Source organism: Lentzea sp. NPDC003310, from assembly GCF_040610935.1.
In the GTDB taxonomy this organism is placed as follows: Bacteria; Actinomycetota; Actinomycetes; order Mycobacteriales; family Pseudonocardiaceae; genus Lentzea.
Genome location: NZ_JBEXNC010000003.1, coordinates 432,821 through 448,288 on the forward strand (window position 1 = coordinate 432,821; position 15,468 = coordinate 448,288).

Annotated in this window: 16 protein-coding genes; 4 read left to right on the plus strand and 12 right to left on the minus strand. The window is 70.0% G+C overall.

What is annotated here, in order from left to right; genetic code table 11:
• Nucleotides 1–13: 13 nt before the first annotated feature.
• Nucleotides 14–751: a M23 family metallopeptidase gene (locus ABZX02_RS07150; protein ID WP_355295677.1), complete on the minus strand. Its 738-nt coding sequence runs from the start codon at nt 749–751 to the stop codon at nt 14–16.
• A 114-nt stretch (nt 752–865) separates the two neighbouring features.
• On the opposite strand from ABZX02_RS07150, the gene ABZX02_RS07155 reads away from it, so the two are divergent.
• Nucleotides 866–1,228, plus strand: coding sequence for a BlaI/MecI/CopY family transcriptional regulator (locus ABZX02_RS07155; RefSeq protein WP_355295679.1), 363 nt, complete (start codon nt 866–868; stop codon nt 1,226–1,228).
• Between the two features lie 63 nt (nt 1,229–1,291).
• The gene (locus ABZX02_RS07160; protein ID WP_355295681.1) at nt 1,292–2,209 is read left to right on the plus strand and encodes a cation diffusion facilitator family transporter; all 918 of its coding nucleotides are present in this window, start codon (nt 1,292–1,294) and stop codon (nt 2,207–2,209) included.
• Here the strand turns inward: ABZX02_RS07160 and ABZX02_RS07165 are convergent, their stop codons facing one another.
• Entirely contained in the window at nt 2,210–2,836 is a 627-nt protein-coding gene (locus ABZX02_RS07165) for a DUF305 domain-containing protein (protein ID WP_355295682.1), read from the minus strand.
• Between the two features lie 91 nt (nt 2,837–2,927).
• Between ABZX02_RS07165 and ABZX02_RS07170 the strand changes: the two genes are divergently transcribed.
• Nucleotides 2,928–3,797 (plus strand): DUF4142 domain-containing protein, encoded by an 870-nt coding sequence (locus tag ABZX02_RS07170; RefSeq protein WP_355295684.1) that lies wholly within the window; start codon nt 2,928–2,930, stop codon nt 3,795–3,797.
• Between the two features lies 1 nt (nt 3,798).
• Here ABZX02_RS07170 and ABZX02_RS07175 read toward each other — a convergent pair whose 3' ends face one another.
• Genes ABZX02_RS07175 through ABZX02_RS07185 form a run of 3 tightly spaced genes read right to left on the minus strand, consistent with a single transcriptional unit; the run spans nt 3,799 to nt 5,744 of the window.
• Entirely contained in the window at nt 3,799–4,266 is a 468-nt protein-coding gene (locus ABZX02_RS07175) for a hypothetical protein (RefSeq protein ID WP_355295685.1), read from the minus strand.
• Between the two features lie 7 nt (nt 4,267–4,273).
• The gene (locus tag ABZX02_RS07180; protein WP_355295687.1) at nt 4,274–5,149 is read right to left on the minus strand and encodes an alpha/beta hydrolase; all 876 of its coding nucleotides are present in this window, start codon (nt 5,147–5,149) and stop codon (nt 4,274–4,276) included.
• A gap of 13 nt (nt 5,150–5,162) precedes the next feature.
• On the minus strand, nt 5,163–5,744 hold the full coding sequence (locus ABZX02_RS07185) for a TetR/AcrR family transcriptional regulator (RefSeq protein WP_355295689.1): 582 nt from the start codon (nt 5,742–5,744) through the stop codon (nt 5,163–5,165).
• Between the two features lie 42 nt (nt 5,745–5,786).
• Between ABZX02_RS07185 and ABZX02_RS07190 the strand changes: the two genes are divergently transcribed.
• The gene (locus ABZX02_RS07190; RefSeq protein WP_355295691.1) at nt 5,787–7,208 is read left to right on the plus strand and encodes a molybdopterin-dependent oxidoreductase; all 1,422 of its coding nucleotides are present in this window, start codon (nt 5,787–5,789) and stop codon (nt 7,206–7,208) included.
• Here ABZX02_RS07190 and pcaB read toward each other — a convergent pair.
• From pcaB to ABZX02_RS07225, 7 genes are read right to left on the minus strand one after another with little or no spacing between them, the layout of a single operon-like run.
• Complete coding sequence (gene pcaB / locus ABZX02_RS07195) at nt 7,195–8,556, minus strand: 3-carboxy-cis,cis-muconate cycloisomerase (protein WP_355295692.1); 1,362 nt, start codon at nt 8,554–8,556, stop codon at nt 7,195–7,197. The genes ABZX02_RS07190 and pcaB overlap by 14 nt on opposite strands.
• A complete protein-coding gene (locus ABZX02_RS07200) occupies nt 8,553–10,472 on the minus strand; it encodes an FAD/NAD(P)-binding protein (RefSeq protein ID WP_355295694.1) in 1,920 nt (639 codons plus the stop codon). Before ABZX02_RS07200 ends, pcaB begins: the two co-directional genes overlap by 4 nt.
• A gap of 31 nt (nt 10,473–10,503) precedes the next feature.
• Nucleotides 10,504–12,177: a class I adenylate-forming enzyme family protein gene (locus ABZX02_RS07205; protein ID WP_355295696.1), complete on the minus strand. Its 1,674-nt coding sequence runs from the start codon at nt 12,175–12,177 to the stop codon at nt 10,504–10,506.
• A 4-nt stretch (nt 12,178–12,181) separates the two neighbouring features.
• A complete protein-coding gene (locus ABZX02_RS07210) occupies nt 12,182–12,694 on the minus strand; it encodes a flavin reductase family protein (protein WP_355295697.1) in 513 nt (170 codons plus the stop codon).
• 9 nt (nt 12,695–12,703) lie between these two features.
• A complete protein-coding gene (locus tag ABZX02_RS07215; RefSeq protein WP_355295699.1) occupies nt 12,704–13,180 on the minus strand; it encodes an SRPBCC family protein in 477 nt (158 codons plus the stop codon).
• Between the two features lie 2 nt (nt 13,181–13,182).
• Complete coding sequence (locus ABZX02_RS07220; protein WP_355295701.1) at nt 13,183–14,439, minus strand: aminotransferase class III-fold pyridoxal phosphate-dependent enzyme; 1,257 nt, start codon at nt 14,437–14,439, stop codon at nt 13,183–13,185.
• The gene (locus ABZX02_RS07225; protein WP_355295703.1) at nt 14,436–15,464 is read right to left on the minus strand and encodes an SDR family oxidoreductase; all 1,029 of its coding nucleotides are present in this window, start codon (nt 15,462–15,464) and stop codon (nt 14,436–14,438) included. Before ABZX02_RS07225 ends, ABZX02_RS07220 begins: the two co-directional genes overlap by 4 nt.
• Nucleotides 15,465–15,468 lie beyond the last annotated feature (4 nt).

Here is a 15,468-nt window from a genome sequence, read left to right on the forward strand (position 1 = left end):
CTGTTGCTCCTGGTCAGATCTGGACGCCGAAGGACCGCAGCCACGCCAGCGGATCGGCTTTGCGGCCTGCCTGGTCCCAGAGTTCGAAGTGCAGGTGCGGCCCGGTCGAGTTGCCGCGGTTGCCGACCTCGGCGATGACCTGGCCGGCGCTGACCTGCTGGCCCTCGTTGACCGAATAGCTGTTGATGTGGCCGTACACGGCGACGGTTCCGTCCGTGTGGCGGATCCTCACCCACAGCCCGAAGCCGCTCGCGGGGCCGGCGTCGATCACCACTCCGTCCATCACGGACCGGATGGGCGTGCCGATCTGGTTGGCGATGTCGAGGCCGTAGTGCGTGCCGCCCCACCTCGGACCGTAGGCCGACGTCAGCGTTCCTGAGGTGGGGGCGAAGACCTTGATCTTGCGGCGCTCTTCGGCCTCTCGCTCGGCCTTGAGGCGGGCTGCTTCCTCGGCTTCTCGCTGCTCGGACATCCGCAGACTCTTGGTGAGCTGCTGCACGTCGCCTTCGTGCGGCGGCGGGCGCAGCGCGAGCAACTGCGGCTTGTCGACGTCGCCGCCGACTCCGGTGTACGCATCGGAGAGATTGGCCGACAACAGGCGGGTGTCCGGGGAATCGACCTCCGACGAAGCCGGCGCGTTCGTCTGGAACGCCGCCGCGGCCGCACCGGCGGCCACTCCGAAGATCACCAGGTTGACCGCACGACGCGACGAAGGCCGCGCCTGGACGTGCCGAGCCACTTGCGACGTCACGTCGCGTACACCTCCGTGTCGGGAACAGCGATTTTCTACTATGCACATTAGTATTAGGTCAACAAGATACTATGCTCGATAGTAAGAGCGCGGCGAGCCCGGCCAGGAGGAGTCATGCACGGACTCGGCAACCTGGAAGCAGCGGTCATGGACGTGCTGTGGCAGGCGCCGAAGCCACTGAAGGTCCGAGACGTGCTCAACGAACTTCGCGACGGACGCACCCGCGCCTACACGACGGTTCTGACCGTGCTCGACAACCTGCACCGCAAGGAGTGGGTCACCCGCGAGCGCGACGGCAAGGCCTACAAGTACGAAGCCGCTCTGAGCCGCACGGAAGCAGCAGTGCGCGCGCTTCGCGAGGTGGTCGCGTCCTCCGCGGATCCCGAGGCCGTATTACTGCACTTCGCACGCCTCGCTACCGACCATGAAGCCGAACTGCTCAGCGAGGCGTTGTCCAGGAGAGGCACGCAGCCCTGACGGCTGCTAGCATTCATGCACAGATTGCTATGTATGCATGCTTCACCGGGAAGGACCTTCGAAGTGGGAACTGGACACGGGCACGGTCACGTGACCGCCGGAGGCCAGCACCGCGGGCGCCTCATCGGCGTGCTCGCGATCACGGCGAGCATCATGGTCGTGCAGGTCATCGGCGCGTTGTTGTCCGGCAGCATCGCGCTGCTCGCGGACGCCGGCCACATGCTCACCGACTCGGCCGGCGTCGCCCTCGCCCTGGTCGCGATCACGCTGGCCGCGCGGCCGCCCACGGCGAAGCGGACGTTCGGCTTGGCGCGCGCGGAGATCCTGGCTGCCGCGGTCAACGCCGCCGTGCTGCTCGGGCTCGGCGCCTACATCATGTACGAGTCGATCTCGCGACTGACCGAGCCGCCCGCACTGCAGAGCGGCTCGATGCTCGTGTTCGGCATCATCGGCCTCGTCGGCAACGTGGCGTCGATGATGTTGCTGTTCAAGGCCCAGAACGCCAGCCTGAACATGCGCGGCGCGTTCCTCGAAGTCATGACCGACACCTTGGCGTCGGTCGGCGTCATCGCGGCCGCGCTGATCGCGATGTTCACCGGCTTCACCCGCGCCGACGCGATCGTGGCCGTCCTGATCGGACTACTGATCCTCCCCCGCGCGTTCAGCCTACTCCGCGCGGCCGTGGACGTGCTGCTCGAAGCCGCCCCCAAGGACGTCGACCTCGACGAGGTGCGGCAGCACATCCTCGGCGTGCCGCACGTTCGCGACGTGCACGACCTGCACGCGTGGACGGTGACCTCGGGCATGCCCGTGTTGTCGGCGCACATCGTCGTCGAGGACGAGTGCTTCCTCGACGGGCACGCACCGCAGATGCTCGACCAGCTCCAGACCTGCCTCGCGGGCCACTTCGACGTCGAGCACTCCACGTTCCAGCTGGAGCCCGAGAGTCACGCGGCTCACGAGCAACCCGTTCACCCGTGATCACCGTCGAGCGGCCAGCATTTCCTTGAGCGTGCGCACCTCGGTTTCCTGACTGGCCGCGATCGAGGCGGCCAGTCCGCGCACGACCGGGACGGAGGCGTTGTCCGCCCCGTAGCGCGCCATGGAGATCCCGCCTTCGTGATGGCGGGTCATCAACTCCAGGAAGAACACGTCGAACTCCGGGCCGCTCAGCCCACGCAGCTTCGCGAGCTCCTGCGAGGTCGCCATACCGGGCATGCTCGTGCTCATACCGGACATCCCGGCATGCTCACCGGCCATCCACGTCATCTGCTGCCCCGCCGGAGCCTGCTCCAGCTCGCCCCACATGCCCAGCCAGCCCTTCATGCGCCCGACCTGCTCGAGCTGCCCCGACGAGATGTCGAAGGCGAGCTGCCGCACCGCCGCGTCCTGGCTGCGCTCCTCGGCGAGGTTGGCCATCTGCACGGCCTGCAGGTGGTGCACCGACATGTCCTGCGCGAACCCGATGTCGACCGCGGTCGGCGCTCCCGAAGGCGAACTCGTGCGGGCCAGCGCGATGCCGCCCGCTGCGCCGAGCAGCAACAACGCGACGCTCACCGCGACCACGATCGTCCGTCGCGACCAGTTCGAGGCCGACCTCTCGCTCATCTCTACCTCCACACAGGACCAATGATCTACTATTCACATTAGTAGAGCACTCGCCTTGAACCATCTACTACCGTGGTTCGTAGATACGGGTATGGCGGAAAGCACAGTCAAGTCGAGGACGCGTCGGCTCGCGGCCGTCGTGATCGCCCTCGCGATGCCGTTCGCGACACCGGACAGCGCGGCGGCCCAGCACGATATGTCCAGCGCCCCGCCCGCGCCCGCTCTGACCGAGAGCCTCCCTGCGGCCCCGCTCGGCAGCGGCGGCAAGGGTGACGAGGTCGTGCAGACGAAGTGGGGGCCGCTCGGCGCGGGCGACCGCGACTTCATCTCGAAGGTCCGGCTGGCCGGGCTCTGGGAACTGCCCGCCGGGCAACAGGCGATGCAGAAGTCCCAGAACCCCAAGATCCTCGAGGCCGGGCAGCACCTGATCGACGGGCACACCGCGCTCGACCAGATGATCCGCAACGGCGGCCAGGCGCTCGGCGTCGAGCTCCCCAACCAGCCGAACTCCGACCAGTCGGGCTGGCTGACCGAGCTCAGCAACACCCAGGGCGACGAGTACGAGCGGACCTTCGTGAACCGGTTGCGCGCCGCCCACGGCAAGGTCTACGGCTTCGCCGCGCAGATCCGCGCCGGCACGAAGAACGAACTCGTGCGCAAGATGGCCGCGCAGACGATGAACACCGTCTTCGACCACATCTCCGTGCTGGAGAAGACCGGCCTGGTGGACTTCGCCGCGTTGCCCTCAGCGGAGGTGCTCGGCAAGTCCGCGCCTGCACCGGACACCGCGGCGACAAGCGCGGAACCGCAGTCGTTGCAACGGTCCGTTCCAGAGGTCAGTCGCACCACGGGGTCCAGCTCGACCGGCTCGTTCAACCTGTTGTTCGTGCTCGGGGCCATCGGCGCTGTTGCCGCGCTTTGGCTTTGGTTCCAACGCAGGAAGAGCGCACGTCGTCCTTGACCTAGGGCCCGAGGAGCTTTACCGATCGAGGTTCGTCGGACAGATCTTCAGCCAGATGCCACGAGACGGTCACGCGAGCATTCGCTGCCGTCCCAAGAGTCCTCACGAGGAAGTACCTGTGTTCGGTCTGCGCCTCGAACTCGGCGAACTCAGTGATCTCGTCTTGGACACCCATCCCGTCCGAATCAACTTGAACGCCGTACGCGGTGTCAGTTCCTACATTCCGAAGCAGGTACCGCTGGCCACCTTCATGGTCGAGCAGAAAGCGAACGCGACCACGTTCGGATTCCGCCATCTCCTCCGCACGGCGAGCAGCCTCGACCTCGGCGAGAGCCACGGCCGCGTCGGCTGAGCGCTTGGCCTCCTTCGCGGAGTTCTCGGCCGCGCGTTTCTGCCCGCGGCCGTACCAGGCGGCAAGGCAGGCGACGACGAAGCCCAGGCACGAGATCACGAACGCGGCGACCGTCATCGAGGTATCAAAGCACCTCGCGGCGCTCCGTTGCCGCAAGAAACTCCTCCATCAACGCGATGAGTTGGCGCGGCTGGTCTTCGGTCACGAACGGGCCGGAGTCCTCGATGATCCGCAACGTCGCGTTGGGCAGCTTGCCGGCGAGACGCTCGCCGTGTGCCACGGGGAAGAAGCTCTGCCGTGCCCACGGCAACAACACGGGACGGTCGAACCGGTTCAACGCCTCGGCGGCGTCCAGCGTGTACCGGGTCGAGATCGCGCGAACGAGCTGAGCGAAGTCCCTGCGCACCAACGGTTCCTCGCGCAGCGGCGCGGTGTAGCTGGCCATGATGTCGGCAGGGATCGGGCGGCGGGTCAGCAGCCCGAACGAGATCGGCATGCGCTGTACGAGCCGGAACCTCAACGTCTCAGCGAGGAGCTTCAGGCCCACAGGCGTGCGGCCGGTCAGTTGGAGGTGCTTGATCGGCAGCGGCAGGAAGTTGTTGAAAGCGTCGCACGGCGTCAGGACGAGACGGGCGAGCCGGGCTGGGTGCCGGGCCGCCACCGCCTGGCACACCGCCCCTCCGGTGTCGTTGCCCACCAACGTGACCTCGTCCAGCCCCAGAGCCTCCAGGGTGCGGTCGACGAGGTCCGCCAAGCCGTAGAGCGAGAAGTCGGTGCCCTCGCGCATCGGCAGGCGGTGGCCGCCCAGCGGCCAGTCCGGGGTGATGCAGCGGTAGCGGTCGGCGAACGCGGGGACGATGTGCCGCCAGACATCGGCGTTGGCGATGATGCCGTGCACGAAGACGATCGGAGGCCCCTCGCCGCGCGAGTGGTACTGGATGCGTCCCTCGGGCAACTCGACCTCTTCGACCGGACCGAGTTCTTGCACGCTGGTGGCCATCGATCTCCTCCGTTCACGGGCGTTCGGGCAGCACTCCCGGCATGAGCAGGTCCAGCAGAGCCTCGGCGGTGCGGTCCGGGGACCACTGGTGGGCGGCGCGCAGGTGGATGTAGGTGCGGGGCACGATGTTGAAGAGCAGCAACGCGGTGGTGGCCGGGTCGAGGGTGGCGCGCAGCGAGCCGTCGGCGAGGCCGTCGTGCAGGAGGCGTTCGAACGGCGCCACGTAGACGTTGCGGGTGTCGCCGCCGTCGAGGTGGAAGACCGGGTCCGGCGCGTTGGTCAGGCCGGCCAACAGCGACAGGTGTTGTTCCACCACAACGCACGACGCGCGCAGGGCGGCGCGCAGGCGTTCCGCGGCGGTGCCCGGTCCGGTCAACGCGGGCCAGAGTCCTGCCTGCCACGCCTGGGCGGCGCCGACCACGAGGGCCTCGACGAGAAGTTCGCGGGTGGCTCCCTTGCGGTACAGGGTGACGCGGGAGATCCCGGCTGCCTGAGCCACCCGTTCCAGGGTGAACTCGTGCCAGCCGTGTTCGGCGATCACCTTCGCGGCGGCCGCGAGCACGGCGTCGTCGAGCAGCGGGGTTCGTTCATTCATGTAGCGGTCGCGCCTCCCATTTGAAACACCTATGTTGCAACTATGGGACGCGGACGTACATCGGGCAACCGGGGGTTCGTTGCGGCGCTGTCGGGTCTGGCGGCAGCGGAGACGGTCGCCGCCCTGCTGAGATCGAGGTCCCCGCTCGACGCCATCAGCCAGTTCGTCGTCGATCACGGTCCTCGGTCGCTGGTCGAACCGGTCGTGCGGCTGCTGAAGGAGTCCGACAAACCCGTGATCCGCGCGACCGCTCTGGCCGCGATCGTCGCGATGGGCGGTGCGCTGGGACGGCTGCCTCGGCACACCGGGCGCGACCTCGCGGTCGTGAGCGCGGTGGCCGCGACCGGGTGGTGGCTGACCCGGCGCCGGGCTACTCCTGAGCAACGCGCCTCCGTGGCCACTGCGGCTGTCACAGCAGGTGCGGCCAGCACTATGGCAGCGCTGCGCCACAACAACCGCGTCATGCTCCCCCTGAGCGCCTTGACTATCGCGATAACACTGGCTGCCCAACGCCAGCTGCGCGAAGAGGTCGCTTGCGTCGGCAGGCCCCTGTTCGCGCGCGATCCCCTGCCACCGGCCGTGGACGGCGCCGAGGACTGGCCTGGCGTCACGCCGCTGATCACCCCGGTGGACGAGTTCTACGTGACCGACGCGAACATGCGTCCGCCGGTCGTCGACGTCGAGACCTGGCGGCTCACGATCACCGGCGAGGTCGCGAAGGAGCTGTCGCTGAGCCACGAGGACCTGATCGCGGCCGGGCTGGTCGAGTTCGACGCGGCGATGGTGTGCGTGCACAACCGCCTGGGCTGGGACCGGCTCGGCAACGGCCGCTGGCTCGGTGTCCCCCTCGCCCGGCTCCTGGACGAGGCCGCGCCAGACGACGGACTGCTCGTCACCCAGGCGGTGGACGGATGGGATTGCAGTATCCCGGTGGCCGAGGCACGCCGTGGCTACGTCGTGCTCGGCCTCAACGGCCGCACGCTCACCGCCGAGCACGGCTTCCCGGCGCGGATCTTCGTTCCTGGCCTCTACGGGCAGTACACCGGCGCGAAGTGGGTGACCGGCCTACGCGTCCAGACGGCACCCAACTCCGACTACTGGCACGCACGCGGCTGGACGCGCGGTCCTCTGCCGATAAGGCCGCTGTCCAGGATCGACCACCTGCCGCGCCGGACCAGGGCGGGATCCGTTCAGGTCACCGGTGTCGCCTGGGCGCCCCCGACAGGCGTTCAAGCCGTGGAGGTCGCGGTGGACGACCAGGACTGGCAGAAGGCCGAACTCGCCGCCGAACTGGCGCCCGCGGCATGGCGCCGATGGCGAGCCTTCCTCGACCTCGCCCCCGGCGTCCACCGCGTCCGGGCACGGTGCACCACCGCCGACGGCGACGTGCAGAACTCCGTGCCCAGCCCGCCCTTCCCCATCGGCGCGAGCGGCCACCACACGGTGACCGTCACCGCACGTTGACCTCTTCGTACCGTTCGAGCACCCGGTCCACGAGCCGTCCGGACGCCCCGAGATAGGCCGCCGGGTCGCAAAGCCCGTCCACGTCGGGAACTTCGTGCCCGCGCTCGGCCAGCAACCGGGCCAGGATCGACGGCAACTCGGCCGGCCTATCCGCCGAGGCGAAGGCGGCCTCGGTCAGCAACGCCTTCGCCTCGCTCTTGCCGAGCAACGGCGTCAGCACCGCGCTGAGCCGCTCCGACACGACCGCGCCGCCGGTCAGCGCGAGGTTCTCGCGCATCCGCTCGGGGAACACGCACAGGCCGTTCGTGAGCTCGGCCGCGTTGCGAGCGGCCCCAGCTGCCAGCCGGAGACACTCGCGCAACGGCTGCCACTCGGCGTGCCAGCCACCCGCAGACCGTTCGTCCGGCACCACCATGCTCTGGTGCAGCACGGCGACCAGTTGGGGCACCTGGCGCGCGGCGGCGAGAATCGCGGTCACGTAGACGGGATTGCGCTTCTGGGGCATGGCCGACGAGGCGCCGCGGCCCGGCGCGTGCGGCTCAGCCACCTCGCCGATCTCCGTGCGCGTCAGCACCTCCACGTCCGAGGCGATCTTGCCGAGCACCCCGGTGACGGCCGCGAGCGTCGTGCCGACGTCGACGATCGGCAGCCGGGCGCTGTGCCACGGCACGAGCGGAACGGTGAGCCCGAGCTCGTCGGCGAACGGCTCGACCAGGTCCAGGCAGTCGCCCTCAGCGAACTCCTGGTACGCCGCCAAGGTTCCGGCCGCACCGCCCAGCGAGACCGGCAACGCGAGCCGGTCCAACCGGTCGAGCACGTCCATCACCGAGTTGAGCCACCCCGAGGTCTTGAGGCCGAACGTGATCGGCACCGCGTGCTGCGTCAGCGTGCGCCCGGCCATCACCGTGTCCCGGTACGTCCCGGAAAGGCCGGCGAGGGCGCTCGCCACGCGCGACAGGTCAGCGTGCACGCGGTCCAGCACGCGGCGGGTGACGAGCATCGTGGCCGTGTCGAGGATGTCCTGGCTGGTGCTGCCGCGATGAACGTGGTCGGCGGCGCGCTGGTTGGTCGCGGCCACGATCTTCGTGAGTTGAGAGACGAACACGACGGCCGGGTTTCCGGTAGCGCGGACCCCGGTGACCAGTGCCTCCCAGTCGAACCGGTCCACGTCCGCAGCGGCGGCGATCGCGTCCGGCACGTCCGGCGGCACGATCCCGACCTTCGCCTGGGCTCGTGCCAACGCCAGTTCGACCTCGACCATCGCGGCGAGCCACGCCCGGTCGTCGAGGAAGTGGTCGACTCCCGTGTCCGCCCAGCCCGGCGAGAGGAATCCCGTGTCCCCGGTCATGCCGTCACCTGCTCTGTGATCATGCGCTCGGCGAGCGACAGGCTCTGCCGCGCCAGCGCGTCGGCGTCGCCGAGGATGACCGAGTTGACGCCGGGCCGCACGCCGGCCGCCGTCGCCCAGTGCACGGTCTCGGTCGGCACGCCGAACGCGAACCGCCTCGGATGCGGCCGCCGAGAACCGTCGAGCAGCGCGTACGGTCTGCCCGCCACGGCGATCCCGCCGGTCTCGTAGTGCCCGCCATCGCGGTTCGGAATCCGGTTGAGGGCGCAGGAGTTCCGTCCGAACAGCCGCGACAGCAACGGATCGGTCGTGCGCCGCGCGTCGATCTCGGGCAGCCGCGCCTCCACCAACGCCCTCGCTCGGTAGACCGCGTCGGGCACGCGGGGACTGAACGTGCGGAAGCCGTCTTCGCCGCACTCGACGACCATGTCCGGGCCGAGCACGGTCAGGACGCCGGCCTCGATCAACGCGATCGCCTCCTCGATGCGGTGCACCGGCGGCCCGATCGACAGGAACGCGTTGAGCGGCGTGTACCAGCCGTCCAGCTGGTCGCGGTAGGAGTCACCGGTCAGGCCGCCGTGGTCGACCAGCAACCGCACCTCGTTGCGCAGGTCCCGCAGCACGTCCAGCGCCGCCTTCAGCGGCCCGCTCACGTTGCCGCGCCTGGCTTCCACGACGTCGTGGCGCAGGTACGACAGCATCCACGAGCGGTGGTGGTCAGGTCCCTCGAACTCGACACCGCGGTCAGGGAACGCGATCGCGCCCCAGTCCCACGTCAGCTCGCCGTCCAACCCGTGGCGGCGCAGCAGTCCTTCTTCGTCCTCAGTGGACGCGAACTCCCGCACGAACGCCGCCGCGTCGTCACCGCGTTCGGTCACCAGGGCCGCGTAGTAGACCGAACGCACCTCCCGGTCGACCAACGGCCAGATGTCCTCAAGGAAGTCGAGCGGTCCCGACTCGCGCAGGCGGGCGATCCGTTCCTCCGTCAGGAACAACGGCACGTGCCTGCCGAACGGGCCCTTCTGGTTCTCGCCGCGGGCGTGGTACGGAATCCCCCGCCGAGAGCCGGCGATCAGCACCGGTTCCAGTCCGGACGGCTCGTACCGCAGGCCGTTCTCCTCACGCACGAACACTCCGCCGCGGCCGGCCGTGAGCATCGCGAGGTGGTCGAAGAAGTTGAGCCCCATGCCCCGCAGGATCACCGGCTCCCCCGCGCCGATCGCACCGAGATCGGCGTCCGCGGGGTTGCCGGGCTCGACGTACACGAGCCCTGCCCGTTCGGCGTGGGCCGCGAGGCTCTTCTCCACGGCGGTCGGCACGACGTCCAGGTGCCCCAACGCGAGGACCACCGCGTGCAGCCCGGCCAGCCGCTCGCCGGACCGCAGCGTCAGGGTCTGCAACCCCGCCTCGTCGTCCGCCAGGTCGACGGCCGTGTCGGCGTGCCGGACGATCGAGACGTTGGCGGGCGCGGACGTGATCACGTGGTCGAGCACCCAGCGCAGGTAGTGCCCGTAGAACGCCCTGGTGGGATAGGTGTCCGGGCCGAGGCCGAGTGCCTCTTCCCGCACCCACGCGGGCAAGCCGGGCAGGAAGAGCGCGACGACCCGCGCCCACTGGTGCAGACTCGGCCCGGCCACGACCGGGCCGACGCAGTCGACGCTCTCGTCGACGAACATCGTCACCTGGGAGGCGACGGTGTTCATCAGCAGGTGCTGCGACTGGTCGGCCCGCCACACCCGGCCGCCGGAGCCGAGGTGAGGGTCGACGAGGTGGATCCGGACCGACCGGTCGGGTGTCCGGCTTGCGTTGGCGCACAGGCGTTCCAGCACCGAGAGACCGCGCGGGCCGACGCCGGTCAGGCCGATCTCGACGGTCTCCCGCACGCCGACGGGCGCCAGGGTGAGGTGAATGCTCATCGCGGTGGTGTCCCCGTTGCTTCGCGGAAGATCAGGTCCAGCGGCCGATGCCGAGCGCGGAAGCGCCGTCGAGCAACTGCTCGCGCAGCTGGACGCGGCGGATCTTCCAGGTCGCGGTGCGCGGGAACTCGTCCCACTTGATCTGGATCGGCTCGGCGAGCGCCGGCAGGTCCGCAGTCGCCCGCGCCCAGTCCGACCTCGCCAGCGGCTCGTCGTTCTGCGTGCTCAGCACGGGCACCGGCAGCTGACCACCGGACGGCAGGATCACGACCTCGGTCGTCAGCGGCAGCCGGTCGAGCAGCACGTCCTCCAGCTCGATCGCGCTGGCGCCGGGGATGCGGTCGATCTCGCGGTCGACCAAGCGGACCGCGCCGAGCCTGCTGACCACGCCGAGGTCGCCGGTGTTCCACCAGAAGCCGTTGGTCTTGAGCTCGTGGCGGTCCTGCTCGCCGACGTAGGCGAGGCAGCGGCCCGGCTGCTTGATCTCGATCAGGCCGACCTGACCAGCGGGCACCTTCTTGCCGGTCTCGGGGTCGACGGCACGTGCCTTGCACAGGCCGGGGATCGGCCAGCCGAGGACCTGGGTGGGCGGCGGGCGGTGGCCGCGCTTGGCCACGGACTTGCGGCTGTACGGGCGGATCACCATCGCGCCCGCCTCGCTCTGGCTCCACGACTGCACCCAGATCGGGCGCTTGTGGTCGGTGGCGTTCAGGAACGTGCGGATCGTGCGGGTGTGGATGGCGTCGAAAGAGTTGACGTAGAGCCGGACGTTGCGGAACGGCCGTGACGCCTCCTGCGCGAACTGCTCCCAGTACAGGTAGATGTTCGGCAGCGTCTCGACCACGGTCGGGCGGTGGTCGCGGATGAGCTTGAGGGCCTGGTCCGACTGCGGGTCCGACAGCATCAGCATGGTCGGGGTGATCGTGGCCATGGCGAGCATGCCGGTGCTGAGGCGCTGGTGGCAGAACGGGTCCGCGAGCGCCATCGTGTCCTCGGCCTCCAGCGCCGCACCGGGCCACTTCTCGGCCTCGACAAGCGACAGCGCGTGCGCGGTGGTGGCCGAGTGCATGACGAGCTTCGGCACGCCGGTGGTACCCGAGGTGTGCGTGATGACCATCGGCTCGTCCAGGCCGCGCAGCTTCGGTGAGGCCTTGGCTGCGCCGCGCAGGTCGTCGAGCGACACCACGTCCGTGCGGTCGCTGCCGTCGACGACGATCGTCCGCTTCACCAACGTCTCCAGGGCATGCGCGTCCAGGCCGCACTGGAGCAGGCGCACCTGGTCGGTCACGAGGAACGGCTGCTGCAACCGCGCGAGCATCGGCAGCGCGAACTCCGGCGGGTGCGTCCAGGCGAGCTGGGCCGGCACGGCGCCGATCCGCGCGGCAGCGCAGGCGAGCAGCGCGACGTCGAGGTGGTTCGACTTCATGATCGCCACGCGGTCCCACTCGCGGACACCGGCCTCGTACAGCCACGCCGCCGCGTCGTCGACGAGCTCGGCCCAGCCCGCGTAGGTGCGCTGCAACGGGCCACTCGGATCAATGTCGGCGGCGCGGTCCACGGTGACCGTGCGGGAGTCGCCACGGGCGGCGGCGGTCTGCCACACGTCGCCGAGGCGCGCGGTGGCGGGCACGCGGGAGAACGGGGTGAGCCGACGCCGCCCCCAGGTCGGGGCGTAGTTGGTGAGGAAGTCGGGCTTGGTCGTCATCGTTTCACCTGTCCACTGGAGGGGTCTCGGGCGTAAGCCCGCGAAAAGTCCTTCTGTGCCAAAGAAGCGGCTCGCCGTCGCCACCACCGACCGACCGCACCAGGCCGGTCAGGATCGTGTGGTCGCCGCTGAGGTGCGCCTCGGCCACCTCGCAGACGAACCAGCCGAGCGCGTCGTCGAGCACCGGCACGCCGTCCTGGATCCGATGCGGTACGCCCTGGTACTTGGCCGCACCGTCCACTCGGGACGCGAACCGGGAGGCGATCCCGTCCTGGCCCGCGTGCAGGGCGTTGACGGCGAACGAGCCGCTCTCGCGGACCGCGGCGAGCGTGGACGAGCGGTTGTCCAGGCACACCAACACGATCAGCGGGTCGAGCGACACGGAGCACATCGACGACACCGTGGCGCCGTACAGGCCCTGCGTCCCGGTTCCGGTGACGACGCAGACCGCGGCGGGGAGCGCGGCGCAGACGTCGCGGAACCGGCTGTCGTGGTCGACGGGCGCGGGTGAGCGCATCGGCGTCGCCTAACCGACCCTGGCCGGCTCGGCCTCGTCGTCCGCGAGGAAGACGACGTGCTCGCCGAGCAGGCCGCGGATGATCGCCTCGATGTTGTCGCGCAACGCGTGCGCGGCGATCGGGTCGATGATGGGGGCCAGGCTCGGCATGCCGAGATCGAACTCGGCGTCGAAGCGCAGCGTCACGTCCGCACCGACCTGCTCGACGCGCCAGCTGCCGCTGAAGCCGACGAAGTCGCCCTTGAGCTGCTCGAACTCGACGGTCCGCGCGACCGGGTCGATGCGGTCGGTCTCCTGCCAGCGCATGACGCCGTTGCGGAAGTTCACCGACCAGTCGGACACGACGGCACCGTCGGCGCCCTGCTCGACGCGGATCTCGCGCACGGCGTGGGTGTGGTCGGCGTAGCGCGGGAAGTCGCTGATCCGGGAGAACACGAAGTCGGCGTCGGCGACGGGGACGAGTGTCTCCACACGTACGGCTGGCATGGTCAGGACGTCCTTTCGAGTGCGGCGGCGGTACCCCGATGGCGAGCGCCGACGGCCTTGAGGGCGACGACGAACGCGGTGAGCAGCCAGTCGAGATCGGCTTCGGTCAGCACGGCGGGCGGGGTCAGCCGGAGCACCGTGCCGGCGTTGAGCGAGTGGTTGACCAGGACGCGCTGCTCCAGCAGTTCGAGGACCAGGTCCCCGGCCAGGTGCGCGGTCGGTGCCTCGACGCCGATCAACAGCCCGGCGCCCCTGATCTCGAGGCCGAGGTGCGGCACCTCGCGGTCGGCGATGGACCGCAGGTTGATGAGCAGGTGCTCGCCGAGTTCGCGGGCCCGGTCGACCAGCCCTTCCTCAGTGATCACCGCGACGGTGGCGGCCGCGGCGGCCATCGCCACCGGGGACGCGGCGAACGTCGAGGTGTGCAGCAGCGGGTCGTGGTCGAAGGGCGCGTAGATCTCGTCGGTGGTCACGGCGGCGGCCACCGGGATCACGCCGCCGCTGAGGTTCTTGCCCACCAGCAGCACGTCCGGCACGACGTCCTCGCGATCCGCGCCCCACCAGGTGCCGAGCCGGCCGAGACCGGTCTGCACCTCGTCCAGCACGAACAGCGCGCCGTGCTCGGCGCACAACCGGGAGACCTCGCGCAGGTAGCCGGGCGGCGGCAGCACGACGCCGCCCTCGCCCTGCACCGGTTCCAGCACGACGCACGCTCGGTTGCCTTGCTCCGCCAGGACTTCCGCGATCGCCGACGCGTCCCCGTACGGCACGTGCCGCACGTCCGGGAGCAGTGGCCGGAACGGGTCCTGGTAGACCGCGCGGGCGGTGAGGCTGAGGGCGCCCGTGGTCTTGCCGTGGTAGCCGTTGGTCGCGGACACGAGCGTCGTCCTGCCCTGTGCGCGGGCGAACTTGATCGCGGCCTCGACGGCTTCGGCGCCGGAGTTCACGAAGTGGACCCGGTCGAGCCCGGAGGGTGTGACTCCGGCCAGCGCCTCGGCGGCGAAAGCGGCCGTCGGTTCGAGCAGCAGGCGCGTGGCCATGGGGTTGCGGCCGATCTGCTCGATCACCGCGCTCGTCACGACCGGGTGCCGGTGGCCGAGCAGGAAGACGCCGTAGCCACCGCAGTCGAGGTACTCGTGTCCGTTGGCGTGCACGCGCGCACCCGCGGAGTCGGTCTCCAGGTGGCCGCCGGTGAACTGGGCGAGGCCCGCGCGGCCGCTGCTGAGGTGGCGCCGGTAGAGGTCGGCGACGTCGGTCATGCCGCTTCCGTTCCGGGACGCGCGAGGCCCTTCTCGACCGCGAGGTAGCGCACCGACCTGCGGAAGGCCTGGCTCAGCCGGTCCTCGTCGAGTGCCGCGAGACCCGGGATGTCGCTGCGCGGGAAGAAGTCCGCGCCCGCGAACAGGGCCGTCATCGCGAGCATGTCGTCGAACCGGCGGCGCACGCCCTTGGGCAGCGGGTCGATGAACACCGGGCGCACCAGCCGGTCGACCATGTCCGGCTCGACCAACCGCGGTGGCGCGAGCGACAACCCGATCCGCGCGGCCTCGTCCGTGACGATGTCGATCATCGCCTGGGTGAACAACGCGGCCTCGCCGGCCGTGACCCAGTACTCCCCCGCCCCCGCCTCGGCGTCGATCAACGCGACCAGCGCGGCCGCCAGGTGGTCCTGCGGCACGAAGTCGATGTGGGCGCGCTGGTCGAGCGGGAGCAACGGCAGCGCGCCCTTGAGCACGGCCAGCGCGAGCGAGTGCAGGCCCTGGAACTTCGAGATCGCTCCGGTCTCGCTGTCGCCGATCACGACCGACGGCCGGACGATCGTCGCGGGCACACCGCTGTCCCTGACCAGCTGCTCCGCCTCGAGCTTCGAGGCGAGGTAGTCGGCCGGGTCGGCGCCGCCCTCGTTCGTGCGGCCGCGGGTCATGCCGTTGCGCGCCACGAACGCCGTGCTCAGGTAGTGCACCGTCGCATCGGCTCTGCGAGCGAAGTCCAGCACGTTGGTCGTGCCCGTCACGTTGAGCCCGTCCGTGGCGGCCGCGCCGGCGCCGAAGTCGGTGACGGCCGCGCAGTGCACGACGACGTCGACCTCGGCGGCAAGGCGGCGCGCGACCGCCGGGTCGAGGCCCAGCCCCGGCGCCGCGAGATCGCCTCGGACGTGCTCGGCGCCGGGTGGCACCTGCTTGTGCACCAACGAGATGACCCGGTGCCGGCCCAGCCGGGGCAGCAGCGCGGTCCCGACGACGCCGGACGCGCCGGTGAGAAGGATGGTCTGTTGCGATGTCACGAAT

Bases quoted from the DNA above. Each gene is read 5' to 3' on its own strand.
- ABZX02_RS07155 (WP_355295679.1), top strand. From the start codon at position 866: ATGCACGGACTCGGCAACCTGGAAGCAGCGGTCATGGACGTGCTGTGG.
- ABZX02_RS07165 (WP_355295682.1), bottom strand. From the start codon at position 2,836: ATGAGCGAGAGGTCGGCCTCGAACTGGTCGCGACGGACGATCGTGGTC.
- ABZX02_RS07170 (WP_355295684.1), top strand. From the start codon at position 2,928: ATGGCGGAAAGCACAGTCAAGTCGAGGACGCGTCGGCTCGCGGCCGTC.
- ABZX02_RS07175 (WP_355295685.1), bottom strand. From the start codon at position 4,266: ATGACGGTCGCCGCGTTCGTGATCTCGTGCCTGGGCTTCGTCGTCGCC.
- ABZX02_RS07180 (WP_355295687.1), bottom strand. From the start codon at position 5,149: ATGGCCACCAGCGTGCAAGAACTCGGTCCGGTCGAAGAGGTCGAGTTG.
- ABZX02_RS07185 (WP_355295689.1), bottom strand. From the start codon at position 5,744: ATGAATGAACGAACCCCGCTGCTCGACGACGCCGTGCTCGCGGCCGCC.
- ABZX02_RS07190 (WP_355295691.1), top strand. From the start codon at position 5,787: ATGGGACGCGGACGTACATCGGGCAACCGGGGGTTCGTTGCGGCGCTG.
- pcaB (WP_355295692.1), bottom strand. From the start codon at position 8,556: ATGACCGGGGACACGGGATTCCTCTCGCCGGGCTGGGCGGACACGGGA.
- ABZX02_RS07200 (WP_355295694.1), bottom strand. From the start codon at position 10,472: ATGAGCATTCACCTCACCCTGGCGCCCGTCGGCGTGCGGGAGACCGTC.
- ABZX02_RS07205 (WP_355295696.1), bottom strand. From the start codon at position 12,177: ATGACGACCAAGCCCGACTTCCTCACCAACTACGCCCCGACCTGGGGG.
- ABZX02_RS07210 (WP_355295697.1), bottom strand. From the start codon at position 12,694: ATGCGCTCACCCGCGCCCGTCGACCACGACAGCCGGTTCCGCGACGTC.
- ABZX02_RS07215 (WP_355295699.1), bottom strand. From the start codon at position 13,180: ATGCCAGCCGTACGTGTGGAGACACTCGTCCCCGTCGCCGACGCCGAC.
- ABZX02_RS07220 (WP_355295701.1), bottom strand. From the start codon at position 14,439: ATGACCGACGTCGCCGACCTCTACCGGCGCCACCTCAGCAGCGGCCGC.